The sequence below is a fragment of the Xanthocytophaga flava genome, assembly GCF_030068545.1.
GTDB classification, from domain to species: Bacteria; Bacteroidota; Bacteroidia; order Cytophagales; family 172606-1; genus Xanthocytophaga; species Xanthocytophaga flava.
In genome coordinates, this window is record NZ_JASJOR010000007.1 from 253,219 (window position 1) to 271,461 (window position 18,243).

20 protein-coding genes are annotated in these 18,243 nt (G+C 36.7%); 13 read left to right on the top strand and 7 right to left on the bottom strand.

The window, feature by feature from the left end:
• The first annotated feature begins 20 nt into the window (after nucleotides 1–20).
• The 7 genes from QNI15_RS13130 to QNI15_RS13160 all read left to right on the top strand — a co-directional run bounded on the left by QNI15_RS13130 (nucleotide 21) and on the right by QNI15_RS13160 (nucleotide 6,151).
• A complete protein-coding gene (locus QNI15_RS13130; protein WP_314032084.1) occupies nucleotides 21–1,361 on the top strand; it encodes a hypothetical protein in 1,341 nt (446 codons plus the stop codon).
• A 35-nt stretch (nucleotides 1,362–1,396) separates the two neighbouring features.
• Nucleotides 1,397–1,597, top strand: a complete 201-nt coding sequence (locus tag QNI15_RS13135) for a hypothetical protein (RefSeq protein ID WP_313976693.1) — start codon at nucleotides 1,397–1,399, stop codon at nucleotides 1,595–1,597.
• 28 nt (nucleotides 1,598–1,625) lie between these two features.
• Complete coding sequence (locus tag QNI15_RS13140; protein WP_314032085.1) at nucleotides 1,626–2,288, top strand: hypothetical protein; 663 nt, start codon at nucleotides 1,626–1,628, stop codon at nucleotides 2,286–2,288.
• Nucleotides 2,289–2,299: 11 nt separating this feature from the next.
• Complete coding sequence (locus QNI15_RS13145; RefSeq protein ID WP_313999842.1) at nucleotides 2,300–2,545, top strand: DUF350 domain-containing protein; 246 nt, start codon at nucleotides 2,300–2,302, stop codon at nucleotides 2,543–2,545.
• 30 nt (nucleotides 2,546–2,575) lie between these two features.
• The gene (locus QNI15_RS13150) at nucleotides 2,576–4,162 is read left to right on the top strand and encodes a polyamine aminopropyltransferase (protein WP_314032086.1); all 1,587 of its coding nucleotides are present in this window, start codon (nucleotides 2,576–2,578) and stop codon (nucleotides 4,160–4,162) included.
• Nucleotides 4,163–4,255: 93 nt separating this feature from the next.
• Entirely contained in the window at nucleotides 4,256–5,038 is a 783-nt protein-coding gene (locus tag QNI15_RS13155) for a phosphatidylinositol-specific phospholipase C/glycerophosphodiester phosphodiesterase family protein (protein WP_314032087.1), read from the top strand.
• Nucleotides 5,039–5,080: 42 nt separating this feature from the next.
• Complete coding sequence (locus QNI15_RS13160) at nucleotides 5,081–6,151, top strand: DUF3089 domain-containing protein (RefSeq protein WP_314032088.1); 1,071 nt, start codon at nucleotides 5,081–5,083, stop codon at nucleotides 6,149–6,151.
• A 33-nt stretch (nucleotides 6,152–6,184) separates the two neighbouring features.
• On the opposite strand, the gene QNI15_RS13165 is transcribed toward QNI15_RS13160, so the two are convergent.
• From QNI15_RS13165 to rfaD, 4 genes are all read right to left on the bottom strand, one after another.
• Entirely contained in the window at nucleotides 6,185–6,700 is a 516-nt protein-coding gene (locus QNI15_RS13165; protein ID WP_313999852.1) for a tetratricopeptide repeat protein, read from the bottom strand.
• 559 nt (nucleotides 6,701–7,259) lie between these two features.
• The gene (locus QNI15_RS13170; protein ID WP_313999854.1) at nucleotides 7,260–7,589 is read right to left on the bottom strand and encodes a hypothetical protein; all 330 of its coding nucleotides are present in this window, start codon (nucleotides 7,587–7,589) and stop codon (nucleotides 7,260–7,262) included.
• Nucleotides 7,590–7,702: 113 nt separating this feature from the next.
• On the bottom strand, nucleotides 7,703–8,074 hold the full coding sequence (locus QNI15_RS13175) for a hypothetical protein (protein ID WP_313999856.1): 372 nt from the start codon (nucleotides 8,072–8,074) through the stop codon (nucleotides 7,703–7,705).
• A 424-nt stretch (nucleotides 8,075–8,498) separates the two neighbouring features.
• Complete coding sequence (gene rfaD, locus QNI15_RS13180; protein WP_313999858.1) at nucleotides 8,499–9,464, bottom strand: ADP-glyceromanno-heptose 6-epimerase; 966 nt, start codon at nucleotides 9,462–9,464, stop codon at nucleotides 8,499–8,501.
• Nucleotides 9,465–9,836: 372 nt separating this feature from the next.
• On the opposite strand from rfaD, the gene QNI15_RS13185 reads away from it, so the two are divergent.
• Together QNI15_RS13185 and lpxB are read left to right on the top strand one after the other, a co-directional pair.
• Nucleotides 9,837–10,256 carry a 6-pyruvoyl trahydropterin synthase family protein gene (locus tag QNI15_RS13185; protein ID WP_313976683.1) on the top strand — a complete coding sequence of 140 codons (420 nt, stop codon included), beginning with the start codon at nucleotides 9,837–9,839 and terminating at the stop codon, nucleotides 10,254–10,256.
• 61 nt (nucleotides 10,257–10,317) lie between these two features.
• On the top strand, nucleotides 10,318–11,469 hold the full coding sequence (gene lpxB, locus QNI15_RS13190) for a lipid-A-disaccharide synthase (protein ID WP_314032090.1): 1,152 nt from the start codon (nucleotides 10,318–10,320) through the stop codon (nucleotides 11,467–11,469).
• A gap of 33 nt (nucleotides 11,470–11,502) precedes the next feature.
• On the opposite strand, the gene QNI15_RS13195 is transcribed toward lpxB, so the two are convergent.
• From QNI15_RS13195 to QNI15_RS13205, 3 genes are all read right to left on the bottom strand, one after another.
• Nucleotides 11,503–12,348, bottom strand: coding sequence for an N-acetylglucosamine kinase (locus QNI15_RS13195; protein ID WP_314032092.1), 846 nt, complete (start codon nucleotides 12,346–12,348; stop codon nucleotides 11,503–11,505).
• A 157-nt stretch (nucleotides 12,349–12,505) separates the two neighbouring features.
• Nucleotides 12,506–12,745, bottom strand: a complete 240-nt coding sequence (locus QNI15_RS13200; RefSeq protein WP_313976680.1) for a cytochrome b5 domain-containing protein — start codon at nucleotides 12,743–12,745, stop codon at nucleotides 12,506–12,508.
• A 54-nt stretch (nucleotides 12,746–12,799) separates the two neighbouring features.
• Nucleotides 12,800–13,552, bottom strand: coding sequence for an RDD family protein (locus tag QNI15_RS13205; RefSeq protein ID WP_313976679.1), 753 nt, complete (start codon nucleotides 13,550–13,552; stop codon nucleotides 12,800–12,802).
• Nucleotides 13,553–13,827: 275 nt separating this feature from the next.
• Here QNI15_RS13205 and QNI15_RS13210 point away from each other — a divergent pair, with 275 nt between their 5' ends.
• The 4 genes from QNI15_RS13210 to QNI15_RS13225 all read left to right on the top strand — a co-directional run bounded on the left by QNI15_RS13210 (nucleotide 13,828) and on the right by QNI15_RS13225 (nucleotide 18,230).
• Complete coding sequence (locus QNI15_RS13210; protein ID WP_314032093.1) at nucleotides 13,828–14,829, top strand: stage II sporulation protein M; 1,002 nt, start codon at nucleotides 13,828–13,830, stop codon at nucleotides 14,827–14,829.
• Between the two features lie 27 nt (nucleotides 14,830–14,856).
• Nucleotides 14,857–15,864, top strand: a complete 1,008-nt coding sequence (locus QNI15_RS13215; RefSeq protein WP_314032094.1) for a hypothetical protein — start codon at nucleotides 14,857–14,859, stop codon at nucleotides 15,862–15,864.
• Nucleotides 15,865–15,955: 91 nt separating this feature from the next.
• A complete protein-coding gene (locus QNI15_RS13220) occupies nucleotides 15,956–16,837 on the top strand; it encodes a DUF4129 domain-containing protein (RefSeq protein WP_314032096.1) in 882 nt (293 codons plus the stop codon).
• Between the two features lie 61 nt (nucleotides 16,838–16,898).
• Entirely contained in the window at nucleotides 16,899–18,230 is a 1,332-nt protein-coding gene (locus QNI15_RS13225) for a DUF4350 domain-containing protein (RefSeq protein WP_314032097.1), read from the top strand.
• Nucleotides 18,231–18,243 lie beyond the last annotated feature (13 nt).

Here is an 18,243-nt window from a genome sequence, read left to right on the forward strand (position 1 = left end):
AGAAAGGTATTAAAAAAGCTATGGCCTCAATTAAACCACAATCATATTTTCAAACAATAAAACAATTCCGGTGTACTAACTGCGGTGGTGAGATTTCATTGATCAACTCCCGCACACGCTATATCGGTTGTCAATATTGTGGGGCTGTTGTCGATGCTCGTTCAGAGGCACATCAGGTTATTACTAAGCTAAATCAACCATCCAAATACCCTCCAAAGTCTTTCATTCGTTTGGGAATGCAGGCAAAATTTGATGGAGTCAGGTATCAGGTATTAGGGCGTACATGCTGGCGGTCATTGTACAAGGAATATTGGAAAGATGAAGATGGGAGTGGCTATTCTGACGAAACCTGGAAATACGATGAGTGGGTTCTGATGAGCGAGTATCAAACTTTTTTTTATCTGATAGAAGATGAAGAAGGATATGCTATTTCAACCTCAATAGTACCTGTATACCCTAACCTGCTTTCAAATCTGAAAATTAAAGATTTCTACTCCAATAGTATCCGGCAGGTACAGGAATATGGGAATTCGGAAGTCGTGTTTTTCGAAGGTGAATCTACTTACCAGATACATGCGGGAGATAAAGTTCAGTTTACAGAATATGTGGCAGGTAATTCTTTTATTGTAGAAACAAGATTGGATAATACAGGTACTGCGAAGGAGATCGAATTTTTTGAGGAAACGAAAATTAGCCGAAACCAATTGCTGACAGCGTTTGGAGGCAACCCGGAGGTTGACAAACTCTTGCAATTACGTACTCAGCGACGTGCAAATAATAAATTCTGGTTAAAGACATTTGGCTTTGCAGGGATAATCTTTCTGCTTTTATTGTTTTATTCGCTGGGCTCTGGAAATCAAATATTTACGCAGAAATTTGTAATTCCACAAGCTTTAGACTCAAATAAGATCAGTGAGACTCCAGAGCTACTTACGTTAATCCGGCCTTTTGAGGTTCAGCCAGGGATGGTCAAACTGGTATTATCTGCTTCGTTTCCTGATAATAGTGATGCATGGGTAGGACTAGAATTACAAGACAGTAAAGGAGAAATAGCTAATGTATTAGATGATAATTTTTTTCAGGAATCAGGTACAGAATATTGGCAGGAAGATGGTGAGAGTGGCTGGGAAGACTGGGAGGAGTCTGAAAGAGAAAAAGAAGCTTATTATCGGGTAGAACAAACCGATACATATTCGGGGAAAGTATATGTGATACCTAATGCCAAAGGTGATGTGACTGTGCAGTTTACTGTATTTCAGGGTAGTATACTAAGCAGATACTTTATGATAGCCGCTATTTGTTGTGGAGTAGGTTTTGTAATTACGGTGCTAGCTGGCATAAGAGATTGGAATGTGATGTAGATAGTAAATAGCAGATTTAATACAATTATATACTTATGCAAACATTTACAAGAATACTTATTGTAAGCGGATTGGCTATTATGTTGGTTGTGGCATACCTGGCTTCTATAAAAGGCTATGGTTTGACAAGAATGACAGATCCAAAGATTCAGGAAGAGATTCGGAAAAATAATGGAAGTATACGGTATTTTCAGGGGCGTAGTATTAGGGGTGGTGGACCTCGATACGGTAAATAGAATAATAGCAGTATAAGTAAAAATATTCATGTCAGATACCTTTACAGAATATAGGAAGTATCCATCTGTTGAACATGATCAGAGTTTTCTGGATTTATTGGAAGATAATGAGATAGAATATCATGTTGAAAAAACGGCTCCATCTTTTGATGTAACATTTGCTCAAAATCAACTCGGTGAAGACATTGTTATTAAGCTAAAAGCTTTCGACTTTGAAAGAGCGAATGAACTTCTTGAAAAAGTAGCTATAGAGAGTTATAACATAATTGAAAAAGATTATTATCTTTTTGAGTTCACCGATGAGGAGCTTATGGATATTATAGCCAAGCCTTACGAATGGAATCTATTTGACTATCAACTGGCTCAGCAAATCCTGAAAGAAAGAGGAAAATCAATACCTGTTGAACTGACAACTGCTCTCAAAAGAAGTAAAATAGAAGAACTGGAAAAAACAGAATCTTCTCCTGTACCCTGGATATGGGCTGGCTATATACTTTCGCTAGTGGGAGGGTTATTGGGTTTTTTCATAGGATGGCATTTATTGGCATCCAATAAAGTTCTTCCTGATGGTAAAAGAATAAAAACGTATGATTCTGCAACCCAGTTTCATGGAAAATGCATAATGATAGTTGGAGGATTCTGCATTATCATTTGGCTTATCATTCGATTAACAATAACTTTTTATATATAAAATTTTCTATTATGTATACACTGCTTACAATTTTACTTCAGGCTCCTGGATTTTGGGAGAAAGGTATCATGGGCACAATCATCTATAGTGTTATTGGACTCATTATGTGTGTAATAGGGTTTAAAGTAGTAGATTGGTTAATTCCAGGACATTTGGCACGACAGATTGCAGAGGAAAAAAACGTAGCTGCGGCTTTGGTAGCGGCTGCCTTGATTTTAGGTATCTGCATTATTATTGCCGCCGCCATAGCAGGATAGCCAATTATTACTGGCAAAACCTTTTTTTTAATGAATACAGAAAATAAGGCTGAAGAAGATAAAACAAAAAATCAAAATAAGTTAACCGCTGCCGTGCTGCCGGTCTTGCTGGTGTCTGTTTTTATTATTGCCACCTGTGGCATTTTGTATGAATTATTAATAAGCAGCATTTCTACCTATTTTTTAGGAAGTAGTATCCTACAGTTCTCTTTGACAATTGGTTTTTTCATGTCATTTATGGGAGTAGGATCATTTTTATCAAAATACATTCATTCAAAACTCCTGGATCAGTTTGTTACTATTGAGATTATTCTAGGAGTGCTTGGCGGCTTCTCAGCCTTTATTCTTTACCTCTCGTATTCTCTCACAGAAAACTATCATCTGATTGCCTTCACTTTAATCAGTTTGCTAGGTACATTGATTGGACTCGAAATACCATTGGTGACACGAATAGTGCATAGTTATGCAAGTCTAAAAGATACCGTAGCCAAAGTGTTATCTTTTGATTACATCGGGGCATTGCTGGCATCTATTATTTTTCCTTTACTATTACTCCCTTATCTGGGAACAATGCGTACTTCCTTTCTTATAGGAATACTAAATCTGGCTGTAGCGGCATTTAATAGTCAGATATTTATGAATGATCTGATCAGAGGCGTGTGGAAGCGTAATATTTCCATTGCTTTGATTTTGGTATTATTAACTGGCTTTATTTATTCATTTCATATTGTCAGTTTTTTTGAACAGTTTGTATACCAAGATGAGATATTACTGACCAGACAATCTCCTTATCAGCGGATTGTTGTAACCAAATGGCATCAGGATTATCGATTGTATTTAAATGGACATTTACAATTTTCAAGTGCAGATGAATACCGTTACCATGAGCCATTAGTACATATACCAATGGCATTATCGTATAATCATGAGAAAGTGTTGGTGTTAGGTGGAGGAGATGGTCTGGCTGTGAGAGAATTATTAAGATATAAGGATATTCAGCAGATTGATCTGGTAGATCTGGATAAGGCTATGACAGATCTGGGACAACAACATCCTATATTTAGGCAGCTTAATAAGAATTCATTAACTAATAAAAAAGTAAGAATATTTAATGAGGATGCGTATAAGTTTATAGAAAAATCTACTGATATTTATTCTGTGATCATTATTGATCTGCCAGATCCTAGTGATCCGGGCTTAGGAAAATTATACTCCCGTGAATTTTATCAGCTACTTCAGAAACGGTTGGCGATAGATGGAATTGTAGTTACACAAGCAACCTCGCCTTATTTTGCTACTGAGGCTTTTTGGTGTATTACTCATACATTAGGAAATGTTTTTACAACTATAAAACCATATACAGTGTATGTGCCTTCATTTGGGCAATGGGGATTTGTATTAGCTGCGAATAAACAAAATAAAAGATTGAGTAAAAATACTGTATACACAATCCAGCAAATGCTGAAAACCCAGCCCATGCGATTTTTGAAAGCACAAATTGTACCTGGTCTTTTTGCTTTTGATCCAGATATGGCAGAACGTCCGACCCCTGTCAATACACTGGACACTCAGATCCTTGTTCAATCTTACGAAAAAAGTTTGCGTAACTGGGAATAAGAAAGCATAACAGAATGATAACGTAGTTGCTTCACAGAGTTTGTTATGGTAAATCTATCTTCGCGCCTTTGATCATATTATTATCCGAACTTTATGAAAAAACAGGCTCTCTATCTTCTTTGCTGTTTATTTTCTCAGGTGCTTTTTGCACAAGTAAAGCCATTAGCCCATGCCCATGCCCATAATGATTATGTACATACACGCCCACTTTTCGATGCACTAGAGCAAGGATTTACAAGTGTAGAGGCAGATATATATCTTGTAAATGGTGAACTATATGTTTCGCATAACCCTCCAAAAGAGTTGGATACCAAACGAACATTGAAGGAACTATATCTGAATCCACTGCAGAAGCTTGTAAAGAAGAATAATGGAAAGGTATATGCTGCTTATACAGGGATTTTTTACTTAATGATTGATTTTAAAACTTCAGCAAATGAAACATATGAACTCTTGAAAGAGCAACTAACAAAATATCCGGAACTTCAGAACAATCCACATTTTATTATTTTCATCTCTGGCAATCGTCCCATAGAAAAAATTCGTACTGATAAATCTGCAAAAGTAGGCTTGGATGGCAGACCTGCAGATTTAGGTTTGAATATTCCTGTGAGCCAAATGCCTGTAGTAAGTGATAGTTTTACAAATATTTGTAAATGGGATGGAAAAGGTGATATACCTGAGACAGAACGTCAAAAACTGATTTCCCTAGCTCAAAGGGTTCATGCAGAAGGTAAGAAGCTAAGACTATGGTCAAGTCCGGATGATGCCAATGCCTGGAAGGTATTGATGGATGTCGGCGTAGATATGATAAATACTGATAAACTCGTTGATTTAAAGAAATTTCTGGAAAAATATCAACCTGCTCACAATTGAAAGATTGATTTTTGTGTTTAGTAGGAAAATAGCTAATAATCTATGAAGCGATCAACTATTTTTCTTTGTGTGAGTTTTTGTATGGGTGTTATCATGGGTAGTGCAGGCCAAGGCAATGCTGAGCAGTGGCCTGCTTTTTCCTCAGATCTAACTCCTCCAGCACCTGATTACTCTCGGGTTGAGTATTGGGCAGCTCTACCTTCTATAAAAGATAAAGCGGATGAACTTCCCAAACGTAGTAAAGGGCTGAAAGATCTGCAGGCGGAGGCCAAAGCGGATGTGTTTTTCGTTCACCCTACTATCTATACCTATAAGCCAACAACAAAATATATCTGGAATGGTGATGTAACAGATATAGAGCTAAATAAGAAAGTAGATGAATCAACTATTCTTAATCAGGCATCGGTATTTAATGCTGCTGGCAAAATATATGCTCCACGCTATCGGCAGGCACACTTCTTCTGTTATTATACATCTCAAAAAAAAGATGCTTCACAAGCCTTTGACCTGGCGTATAATGATGTAAAATCTGCATTTGAATATTACCTTACTCATTACAATCAGGGACGCCCTATTATCATTGCAGCGCATAGTCAGGGCACTCAGCATGCTAAACGACTACTAAAAGAGTATTTTGATGGTAAACCTTTACAGAAACAGTTAGTAATAGCCTATCTGATTGGGATGCCAACACCTGCTAACTATTTCAGTCAGATACGACCTGCTATTTCTGCCGAACAAACAGGTGGATTTGCTACATGGTGTACCTATGCAAAAGATTACTATCCGTTAGAATATGACTATGAGCAATATAAATCGCTTGTTGTAAATCCTTTGACGTGGGATACAACATCTGTGTATGCAGACAGGAAGCTGAATAAAGGTGGGGTTGGATTAGGATATAAAATGACTAGTGCGGGTGTAGTAGATGCACAAAGACATGGCGGCATGTTATGGATAAGCAAACCTCACATTCTGGGTGCAGGCTTAGTACATACCAAGAACTGGCACATTGCCGATTATAATTTGTTCTGGTTGAATGTACGCGAAAATGCTGTGTTGCGTGTTGAAAGTTTCTTACGAAACTACTCAGGAAAGTTACCCTCAGAATAATGTGTAATTTTGTTCTGAGGGCAGCTTTTCAGTTTATTCTTTACGTTTTTTGTATTTGGTAAGCTGCAAATGCAGATCCTCAATCTGTTCACTTAAGCCAGGCTGGTTAGGACGAATTGTATACAAAGCCTCCAGAGATTTTAAGGCTGCCCAGTGATCGCCAATTACAAGGTAGATGGATGCCATACCTGAAAGCCCTCCAAAATGTCGGGGCTCTAACTTCAGTGTTTGTTTAATATCATCTATTGCCTTTTTGAAGTCCCCACGTAGGTAGTAGGCTGTTGCTCGTTTGTTCCAAGCTTCTGGGTAGTCCGGATTTCGTTGGATCATTCTGGCAAAAATACGTATAGCGGAGTCAAAGTTCTCATTTCGAAGAAAACGGCAACCTCGTTTCATCATTGTATTGATTTCATCAGAACCTCCTTCCATCCAGATATCCCAGATCATATCTTCAACAGCCTCAGCTTCATTTTCATTTTTCGTCGATTTTAATATCGTAAACAGACTGTCAAGCATTTCGCCAGAATGAGATTTGTTAGGATACAACATAGGTAAGTTGTGTTTGGAAGTTAATAACTAATAAGATCAAAAAGTATCTGTCGTTTGTTACTCGTATCAGTGTGCCAGACTAAAAATATAAATTTGAATAAGGCGATGAAAGGCTATGCGGTAATTATAATTACCAATGCGCATTTACATCCTTACATTTACACAGATTAAGTGTATGGTTTTGGGCCTTCTGCCAGTCGGCTCTGTTATATATAATACTGTAACAGAGGTTGATGTAAAAAATATTTCTTAGAAGATATATCCTGAGACGGTGTCGTATTATACGTTAAAGCAAGAATAGTAAGTTAATATTAAAAAATTAATTTTCAAGTACTTAAAGCTTTATTTTTTTAAGTCATCTATTTGTTTAGAATTATGAGAGCCACAGCAATATGATTCATCCTATAGAAATAGATTGGAGATCAAACTAAATTTTGTTTATTAGCTTGGGTCTCTAATCCTATATCTATAGGATAAAATAGTCTAAAGGAATTGAAAAGCCTGAACAAGTATCTTTATGAGATAGGATCAAGTAGGTTAATTGTATAACTATCTTAACTCAAGCTACTTTTTCAACAGGTTGTTGATCAGCTAGTGAGGCTACCCATTCATTATAGTTTTTCTCGATCCACCTTCCTAACAGATAGTTTACTGAAAGAGGCAGGGCTACACGTAAAAACCATGAGGTTCGTTTAGGAAATACAAGATTGATTGCGGCAAATGAAACAGTTTCAACCCCATACTTTAAAAGATTATGGGCAATCTGGCTATCCAGTAATTTAGCAACGTTAGAATATGGATATTGTTCGACAACAGATCCAGTCCCTGGTTGCGATGATTGAATATCTTTCTGCTCTTCTGTCTCGGAAGCAAAACTGTGGTTCTTCATATACAGTTCTATTCTATAACTATTGATAATTTATTTGGTTAGCTGTTTTTGTACAAAACAGTAACAGCTATTAAACTAAAAGGTGGTAAGCAAGAGACGGTTAGCTAACGCTGTTATTGAGTTTGTAATACTCTGGGGTTGCTTTTCACAGGTATCTTAATTTCACGTACCGCAGCTCCAGGTTGTTCAGATGCATAAATAAAGTTCTTATAACTTCTGCGAATCTTGTGTAATGCTATTTCCAGATCCCGGACTACATACGAATGGCAATAGCCACGATGTTTAGAGTGAGTGTAAATAGTGACAGCTTCTGTTACAGGATTAACAGAAAATCTTCCTACCCTACACCCTTTGTATACAATATAAGGATCATAAATGGCATAGCCTTTATTGATTAAGGCTTTTCGCAGAACTTTCCATTGAATTGGCTTTTGCAATAACCAATCCAATACCAGTTTGATGGGCATTGTGAGGTTATTTCTCATATACTTACATATTATCAGATGAATAATTACACTAAAGTTTTATGGAAGTGGTTTGTCGTCAATAGAATAGTAAACTAATGTGCCTTTGAATATAAAAGCTTATTTTTGTTCGTAATTGTCTGATATACAGTGGGTTTACGGTTAGTGGGATATGCTGTGAATGCGTAAAATATTCTACATAAGCACATTTATTTGATTAGGAAGGATATACTATGGATTGCTCAGGAGAATGTCTTTCTACAATTTAGTGAAAACGGTATGCAAAAAGAGCTACTTACTTAATTAGTAACCTTACAATATAAAAATGTAACCCCATATCACTCACTCATTTGAATGATATGTTTGTTCTGACCGCAGATTATGACAATTCGATAGAAGAACTGTTACTGCAAGAGAGGAGAATACAAATCAGGTACTCTAATTCTTAGTAGTAAGTACCTGTTAGTAAATAATTAGTAACATAATCATGAATTCCTTCTTCCAGACTATGAAAAGGCTTGTCATAACCTATGGATCTGAGTTTTCCCATTGAAGCCTGAGTAAAGTACTGATACTTGTCTCTGATATCTGCAGGGGTATCTACAAAGTCAATAGTTGAAGGGGTATTAAGTGCCTGAAATGTATTGTTAGCAAGGTCAAGAAAAGTACGGGCTTTACCGCTTCCCAGATTGTAAATACCTGAATCTCGTCGACAGTGCATCAAGTAACTACAAACTTCAATCAGATCTTTTACATAAATAAAATCACGCATTTGTTCTCCATCTTTGAAATCAGGATTATGAGATCTGAACAATTTCATTTTACCAGAATTGCGAATCTGATGGAATGCGTGAAAAATAACGGATGCCATACGCCCTTTGTGGTATTCATTTGGCCCATATACATTAAAAAATTTGAGACCAGCCCAGAAGAAAGGTTTTTTATCCTGTTCCAATACCCACTTATCAAAATCATTTTTGGAATCTCCGTAGGGATTCAATGGCTTTAATAAAGGAATGATTGCTTCACTGTCTTCATACCCATGTTCTCCTAAACCATAGGTTGCTGCTGAAGATGCATAAACCAACGGAATCTGATAGTCATAACACTTTTGCCAAATAGTCTTGGAATAGTTGATATTCAAACGTTCAAATATAGACCAGTCAAATTCGGTTGTATCTGTGCGGGCTCCAATATGAAAGAGAAATTCTACCTCTTCATAATTTTGGTCTAACCATTCAAAGAAATTATCACGATGTACACGTTCCTTTATTTTCTTACCTACAAGATTGCGGTTTTTTTCTTCGTTTGAGAAATCATCAACAGCTATGATGTAGTTGAAATTATCGGCATTCAGGCGGCTAATCAGGCAACTCCCGATAAACCCAGCGGCTCCCGTTACGATAATCATGAATAATAATTTTTTGAAAGTTAGGAAAAAAGATCGCTTAAAAAGTGAATGGCTATACTAAAAAGAATAAAGCTTGAAGCTATTCTGACTTTATAAACTATCAGTTGAGAAATAAAACATAAGTAGTTTTACCAAAGGTAATTGCAAATCTACAATAAAAAAATGAGAAGATGTGCAATATAATATTTATAAAAAATGGTATTTTTTGTAGTAATAAGGCCATTTTTTGTTTTGAAGTAGATTAACCATATTTTTGTAAATTCTTTTAAATGAAATATATCTATCGTGAACAATAGTTCTGTTCTGAACGGTTTGCGATTGTTAAAGAGTATAAGTAATAGCTTGATTATTAGAGACTAAATAAAGAGTGTGATGATTTACATAACACGAAAAGAGCATTTTAATGCAGCACATAAATTGTACAATCCCAATTGGACAAAAGAGAAGAATGACGAAGTTTTTGGACCATGCGCCAATGAGTATTTTCATGGACATAACTTTGAATTAATCGTTACTGTAAAAGGGCGCCCTGATCCGGATACTGGATTTGTGATGGATATGAAGAAGTTAGGTGGATTAATGAAAGACTTAGTCATTGATAAAGTAGACCATAAAAACCTGAATCTGGATGTGGATTTTATGAAAGGAAAAATGACCAGCTGTGAGATATTTATCGAAGAGATATGGAAGATACTAGCACCTGCTATTGAAACGGCTGCTCCTAATGCCAAACTTCATAAGTTGTTGCTTATTGAGACTCCAAAAAACTTTGTGGAATATTATGGAGAGTAATCTATGGTAAATAGTGTGTTTTGCAAGCTTATTCTATTTTCTCATACATTACTTGTTCATTATGAAATATTATGTCATTGCAGGAGAACGGTCAGGTGATCTGCATGCTGCCAACCTTATTAAAGCAATTGCACAGGAAGACAAACAGGCTGAGTTTCGGGGATGGGGAGGTGAACAAATGGAAGAGGCTGGTGCATATTTGGTAACTCATTACCGAAATATGGCCTTTATGGGATTTTGGGAGGTAATAAAAAATCTAACCACCATCAGAAAGTTTATTAAAAAGTGCCAGGAAGATATTCTTCTATGGAAGCCTGATGTAGTAATCCTTGTCGATTATGCCGGCTTTAATATGCGGATAGCAAAGTTTTGTAAACAGCATACTATCCAAGTATTTTATTATATCTCACCTAAAGTATGGGCATGGAATCAGAGCAGAGCCTATAAAATCAAAGCCACTGTAGATCGTCTATTTGTTATTCTGCCCTTTGAGAAAGAATTCTTTAAGAAGTATGAATATGATGTTGACTATGTAGGGAACCCTTTGCTTGATGAAATTGACGCTTTTAAACCTCAATCTGATTTTTTGGTAAAAAATAACCTCTCCGAAAAATCTGTTATTGCTCTTTTACCTGGAAGCCGGTATCAGGAAGTTGAAAAGATGCTATCCGTGATGCTTGATGCTGCCCAGTTGCTAAATAAAGAAAAGAATAGGCAATATCAATTTATTATTGCAGGGGTATCTAATCTCCCCAAAGCCTTGTATGAAGATAAGATAGCCACATTAGAAAAAGAGCTCAATGTTAGCGTAATTTATAATCAGTCCTACGATTTATTGTCTGTTGCGACTGCTGCCTGGGTAACTAGCGGGACTGCAACATTGGAAACTGCGTTATTTCATGTTCCGCAGGTAGTTTGTTATCGTACAAGTGCATTTACCTATCAGATTGTACGTGTGCTTATAAAAGTAAAATATATTTCTCTGGTAAATCTGATTGCAAATGAACCTGTTGTCGTAGAGTTAATTCAAAGCGAATTAACACCTCAAAAGGCTTTCAACGAATTGACTAAACTTTTGCCAGGAGAAAAAGGTCGACAAAGCCAATTAGAGGGATATAACAAGGTAGATAAATTGATGGGAGAACCTGGAGCTTCACAACGAACCGCCAGATTGATGATGAAGTATCTTACGTCATCTACACAAAGCCAGTAAGATAAGTATCGACTGGCTTTGTGTAAAGAAAATTTAGGATACTGTTTGATGGAACTGAATCAGACCTGTAATAGGATTGTCAATAATATTTTCAATATGAATATTTTTATCCTGAGCAACTTTACGAAGGATATCCTGATAATGGAAGGCGATTGAACCTGTGAAGTGAATCGGATAATCCTGGTAATTGGCAAACTTATTTACATATCGGTTGATAAACGCAACAAATCCGTTGTATATAAGTTGTTGAGAGTAAGGATGTGTAATATGATCAGATAAGAAACGAGAAAAAGAGGCAAAGTAACTGCTTGGGAAATTACGTTTATAGGCGTATTCCAGTACAGTCTCGATATTCAGATGGTATGTATCTTCAAATGCCTGGTGTAACTCTGCTGGCATTTCTTCATGGAAGAAGTGTTGAATAAGTGTTCTTCCCAGATACCCACCACTACCTTCATCTCCTAACCAGAAGCCTAAAGATGGACGTCCTGCAATGATATCATTGCCATCATATAGACCTATGTTTACGCCTGTTCCAATAATACAAATAATGCCTGCTTTATGACCACTGAGAGCTCTTGCTGCTGCTAGCAGATCATGACCAACATGAACCTGTGCATGTGAGAATAGACGGCTTACTCCTTCTTTGACAATGTTACAATTTGTCTCAGTTGAACAACCTGCCCCATAAAAGTGAATTTCGTCAACGGCAGTTGTACCTAGTTGGGGAAGTAGTTGAGATGCTATCTCAGCATAAATTTGGTCTGCATCCTGATGGTAAGGATTAAAACCGGCTGTTTTCGCCATTTTCACAGAGCCTTCTTCGGTTAGCAACCTCCAATCCGTTTTAGAAGAGCCGCTTTCAGCAATTAAGATCATTGGTATGAAGTAAATAAGGGAGCAGAAGTACAATAATGTATTAAAAAAAAGCAATTCTTCCGCTAAAATAATAGCTTTTTTTTAATTAAATGCTATCGTTCGTCGATAAAAGAAAAAAATTTCTTTTATCGACCTGTCATGATAAATTTTTTTATTATCAGCCTACTAATATACCAATAACCTCAAATTTATCAAAAACATTTTCGGTGTGTGGTGCATCTTCCATTTCTGGAGTCAGGTCCTGACCTGCCCAATGTTCATAATGCTTGCCATTGCGCCATAGCTTTGAAATGGTGACATCATAAATAAAACCCTGATAGGCAACCCATATCTCAGGTTTGTCCTGACCATTTCTAAGTGCTAGCTGTGAACGAGTATATTCTTTAAGATCCTGCATGTATAGGAAGAATTATGAAATCAATAAAATTAGTATTTCATAATCCGGAAAGTTTTATTGTTGGGATGTGAGATAGGTGTAATCCTTTAAAATAGTTTGTAGAAACTCAAGATTCGATTGAGCAGTTTGCACATCAAGCAGTGTTTGCAATTTAGCAGCTAATGAGGAAAGTAAATAAGGATCATTGCCATTGCGATGATATGTTTGTAGTGTCTCTCTGATGATTTCAATATCCCGATCACTCAAACGGATTACCTGAGGATATAAAGGCTGATAATTAGAGTCAACTTCAGGTAGACGAGTCTGAGCCAGTGTAACCCGTCGCTTCATTGTGATTACTGTCGTGCCAGCAGCCATATCTCCCAAACGTTGTCCCTGGGCACTGGTGCTTATAGTTATGATTGCGACTAAACCAATATTACAAGGAAAATAAACATCAATAAGTCTTAGCAGCCAGCGTATTAGATAATTGCCTATTGTTGGCTGAGTTCCATCTAATCGTACTACTTTTATATTGAGAGCTCGTTTGCCAATGGTTTGCCCATCCATAACAATCTCAAGTATCAATGTATAAAACATGACAGGCAAAAAGAGCAGTAGTATCAGAATACTAATAATATCAAATTTTTCCAGATATGAGTTTATACTTACTATATTCGTAGCAGCTCCAATTATAAACAATAGAATAAATACATAAGCTATTTGGATTAACCTGTCAATAATACCGGCAAGCAAACGATCTCCCACACCTGCGGGTTGGTACTCAATAAATACATTCTGAGTAGTCTGAATTTGTATAGTGTTCATACTTTACTGGATAAGCAAGATGTGGTGTTAATATATAGGGTAATATGTGAGATAAAGTGGATTGCCAAACAAAAATAGCCTAATACTTGAAAAAATCCTACATCTCAAATAGACAGGGATTTGGGAGTGAGTGAAAATAAACCATTATTTGGTAACCTGTATATTTGCCTTTATCCAAAAAGATACATTTCTTACACGGTTTTGTATAGAGCAATGGTTACCAGTGAAATACTTTGACCATTAAAATAGTATCTTTCCGGACAGACGTAATAACTATGAGAGAGGCATCTTTTGTAAAACAAAATACACCACGCTGGCAACAATTTGAGGAAATGTTAGTTGGTCATCAGGCTGGCAACCCTGATCAGTTGGCAGAACTGTTTGTTCAGCTAACGGATGATTTGTCCTATGCCCGTACACATTATCCGAACAGCCAGACAACTTTATATCTGAATAATCTTACAGCGAAAGTCCATCAATCCATTTATCGGAATAAGAAAGAAGAGAAGGGGCGATTGATTCGCTTTTGGAAAGAAGAGTTACCTTTATTAATGTATGCTTCCCGCAAACAGTTATTGTATTCTTTTCTTATCTTCTCCATATCTGTAGTGATTGGTGCAGTGTCAGCTGCCCATGATGACAGGTTTGTACGATTGATACTTGGTGACGGATATGTTGAGATGACATTGGATAATATAGAGAAGGGAGACCCAATGGGGGTATATAAACAGGAAGGAGAGACTCTGATGTTTTTAGCAATCACTAAAAATAATATAATGGTCTCATTTATAACATTTGTGTGGGGAGGTTTTCAGGGAATAATGCCAATGTTTCTTTTACTGTCTTTTGGGACAGGAATTTCATTGGTGAATAATGGAGTCATGCTTGGAGCCTTTCAATATTTCTTCTATCAAAAGGGATTGTTACTGGAATCTGCACTTACGATATGGATACATGGTACATTAGAGATTTCTGCAATCATCATTGCCGGATGTGCGGGTATAGTAATGGGAAATGCTGTGTTTTTTCCAGGCACATATACCCGAATGGAGTCCTTTAAACGTGGAGCGATGACGGGAATGAAGATAATCATAGGTATAGTTCCTATATTTATCGTTGCCGGATTCCTTGAAGGCTTTGTTACCCGACATACGGAAATGCCTATAGTTTTGAAACTAGCTATTATTCTTACATCTGCCTTCTTTATAGTCTATTATTTTGTTATTTATCCTATGCAGTTGCATAAGAAGCAATTAGCAATGAATATTGAAGAATAGAATCGAATAGATTCTTATAAAAATCTCATGAACACCCAGAAAATACAATTTCAGCAGATCCGTGACTTTGGACAGGTATTCAATGCCGGATTTGCATTTATGCGTGGACACTTCTTTCGCATCTTCAGATATCTGTTATCTATAGGGGGACCTTTCTTGTTGGTAGGAGTAGGTGTAACAGCCTTATTAATGATTCGTATGCAAAGTTGGACTACATCTATTAGTAAAGGAAGTGTTTTGCCATTTGCATGGACAGATTTTGGAATTACATATCTGGTAAATCTTCTTTCATTCTTTGTGGGGTTTGTAATGATAACAGCTGTGATAAACGCCTATATAAAGCTATATATAGAGAGCCCAGAGGTAAATCCGGATATCCAGTTGGGAGAAGTATGGAGTCAAGTTAAGAAAGATTTCTTCCGGTTAGCTGGACAACTCCTATTAGTATCTGTCTTTATTTTTGGATTAAATATACTGTTCTTGGTTCTGCCAGGATTACTGGGAACAGGTATGACGTCGGTTGGAATTGTTTTACTTGGCTTCTTTATAGGGTTTGGTTTGTTTATTTTTTTGATGCCCTATGTTGTAGGCGTACTGATTACTCAGATTTATTTTGGTAAGACAAGTTTCCTCAAGAATATTGCACGTACATTTTCTTTGGTTCAGGGTAATTGGTGGATAACTTTTGGATTGGGGTTTGTAAACACAATTATAATGAGTACGGTATTCTTCATCTGTTTTTTCCCTTTCTACCTTATAATGATAATTTCTATGGTTTCTCAGATGAGTTCTAATCCGGGGCAAACTCCTGATTTCTCATCAATGACTGTGGTAATCGTGGCTATGATTGTATTTATGACATTAGGGTACATGGCAACTTTTATTATTCATAATGTTATGGCTGCTGTGCATTATTTTAATTTGGAAGAGCGTAAAGGTGGTGGTGGCTTATTAACTAAGATTCAGAGTATAGGATCTGGAGACAATAGTCTGAAATCTCCTGTTGATTTTTATGATGAAGAAGAAAAATATTAACGATAAAGAAGACATAATTCTTTATAACCAAATAGGTAGAGAAGCTTCATTCTCTTTTCTATACTTGTTTTATCAAGAATCAATATTATCCGTGCGAAAAAATAATAATCCAAAATTTCAAAATAGATTCTTTAAGCAGACTTCTTCTATTCTGTGTAGGGGGCTATTTGTAGGAAGTGTATTTCTATCTACTCTGAATCTGCAGGCACAGGATACTACAATTGTGAAAGATGCAGTTGTAGATTCGGTTGCTATACCTACTACAGAGGAAGATAATCCGATCTCCGTTCATGAACGCCAACAGTGGCGCCCGGTTGTGGCCGAACCGCAGTTACAGGAGGCAAAACTTCGTAAGTTCGATCCTGATAAATTAAGTGATTTTGTAAATAATAGCGATTATCAATACGATATCAAACAACCTGCTGACCGATTATCCTGGTGGGAAAGATTTAAGGCATGGTTGAGTGAACTACTCAATGATTTATTTCGTGGGTATGGTAAAATACCAGGTGGTGATCGTACTATCAAAATCATTGTAATTGTTATTTCGGCTGGTCTTTTAATTTTTGCTTTGATAAAGTTTATTGGAGCAGATCCCAGAAGTTGGTTTAAACGTTCTGCCAAGACAGATGAGCTTTCACTGGAAGATATCGAAAATGATATTCATTCGATCAGCTTCGATGAAATGATTGCAGATGCAGTAGCTAAGCAACAACACAAACGTGCAATACGATTGTTCTATCTTAAATCCCTGAAGCAGCTAAGTGATAGAGACTGGATCGACTGGCAACCCTATAAGACCAACTATGAATATGTAAAGGAACTCAAGAAAAACGAGCTACTTGGAGATTTTAAACAGTTGACTTATTTATTTGAGTATATATGGTATGGTGATTTCCAGTTAGATGCAGTTTCATTTAAAGAAGCTGAACAGCGATTTTCTGGCTTTGAGCAAAAAATGAGGATAATGTAAATGAACGAGGCTGATCTCTGATTATAGCTTTACAGAGTCTTCTTATGATTATTACTACTACATGAAAAAATATAGCGCACCTCTTTTGTTTTTTGGAATAGCAATAACTCTGTTGGTTCTTCTTCAGATGAGTTCTCCACGACCAATTGACTGGACTGAAAATTACTATGCACAGGATAAAAGACCCTATGGAGCGAAGGTATTGGTTGATATGCTTCCATCACTTTTTCCTAAACAAAAAGTCAACATTCCTCAAACTTCACTCTATAAACGTAGGAAGCAGCTTAAACAGGGCAACTATATATTTGTAAACAAGAATTTCTTTTTGCGCCGAAGTGATTTGCATTTGTTACTGGATCTGGTATATAAAGGTAGCAATGCGTTTATTGCAGCTTCAAGCCTCTCCAGAGAGTTAGAAGATACACTGGATATTGAATCTAAGTATGTGTGGGCTGCATCAGATGTAAAGATAAATTTTACAGATCCTAAAATGCGTAGTTCACGTTCATTTGATTATACGCATATCAATTATCTGTATGGTATTCTCAGAGAAGACTCTGCAACCTCAATACCTCCGGTACAATTAGGAACAGTAGAAATCAGTGATATTGACATCCGGAATAAAAATGCGGGTAAATCAAAGGCTGCTACCAACTTTGTGGCAATTCCCTGGGGCAAAGGATACTTTTTTATCCATACGATGCCACAGGCATTTTCTAACTATAATATGATTCATCCCGAGAATGTAGCGTATATAGCCAAAGCATTTTCATATTTACCTGAACAGGAGGTATTTTGGGAGGACTTTTATACAGAAGACACTTATGCTTCTACCTATGTATCAAGAACAGAAGATGGGGAAGCAGGGAAGGAATCATATGAAGCCCCAACCGAAGAAGACCGCTGGGATGATTCAAAAATGACCCCTATTCGAAAAAACGAAGAACAGGGAGAAAGCCAATCCATGTTTCGTTTTTTATTATCCGAGCCTCCACTAAAATGGGCATTCTATCTGACATTGTTGTCTCTGGTGTTGTTTGTTTTCTTTGAAGCAAAACGTCGGCAACGGATTGTTCCTATCATAAAGCCACTGGCAAATACTACACTGGAATTTACAGAGACAATCGGACGACTATATTTTCAACATCAGGATCATAAAAATATTGCCGAGAAGAAAATTACCTATTTTCTGGAATACATACGTACACGCTATTACCTGAGCACACATCAGATAGATGATGAGTTTTATATTTCTCTTGCCCGGAAAAGTGGATATGACAAAGAAGAAATTATCTTACTATTCAGATACATTCAGTATATCCAGAAACAGGGTATTATCACAGAAGAACAACTCCTTGATCTGAACCGGCGAATCCAGAATTTTATTAAATAATAGACTAACAGTG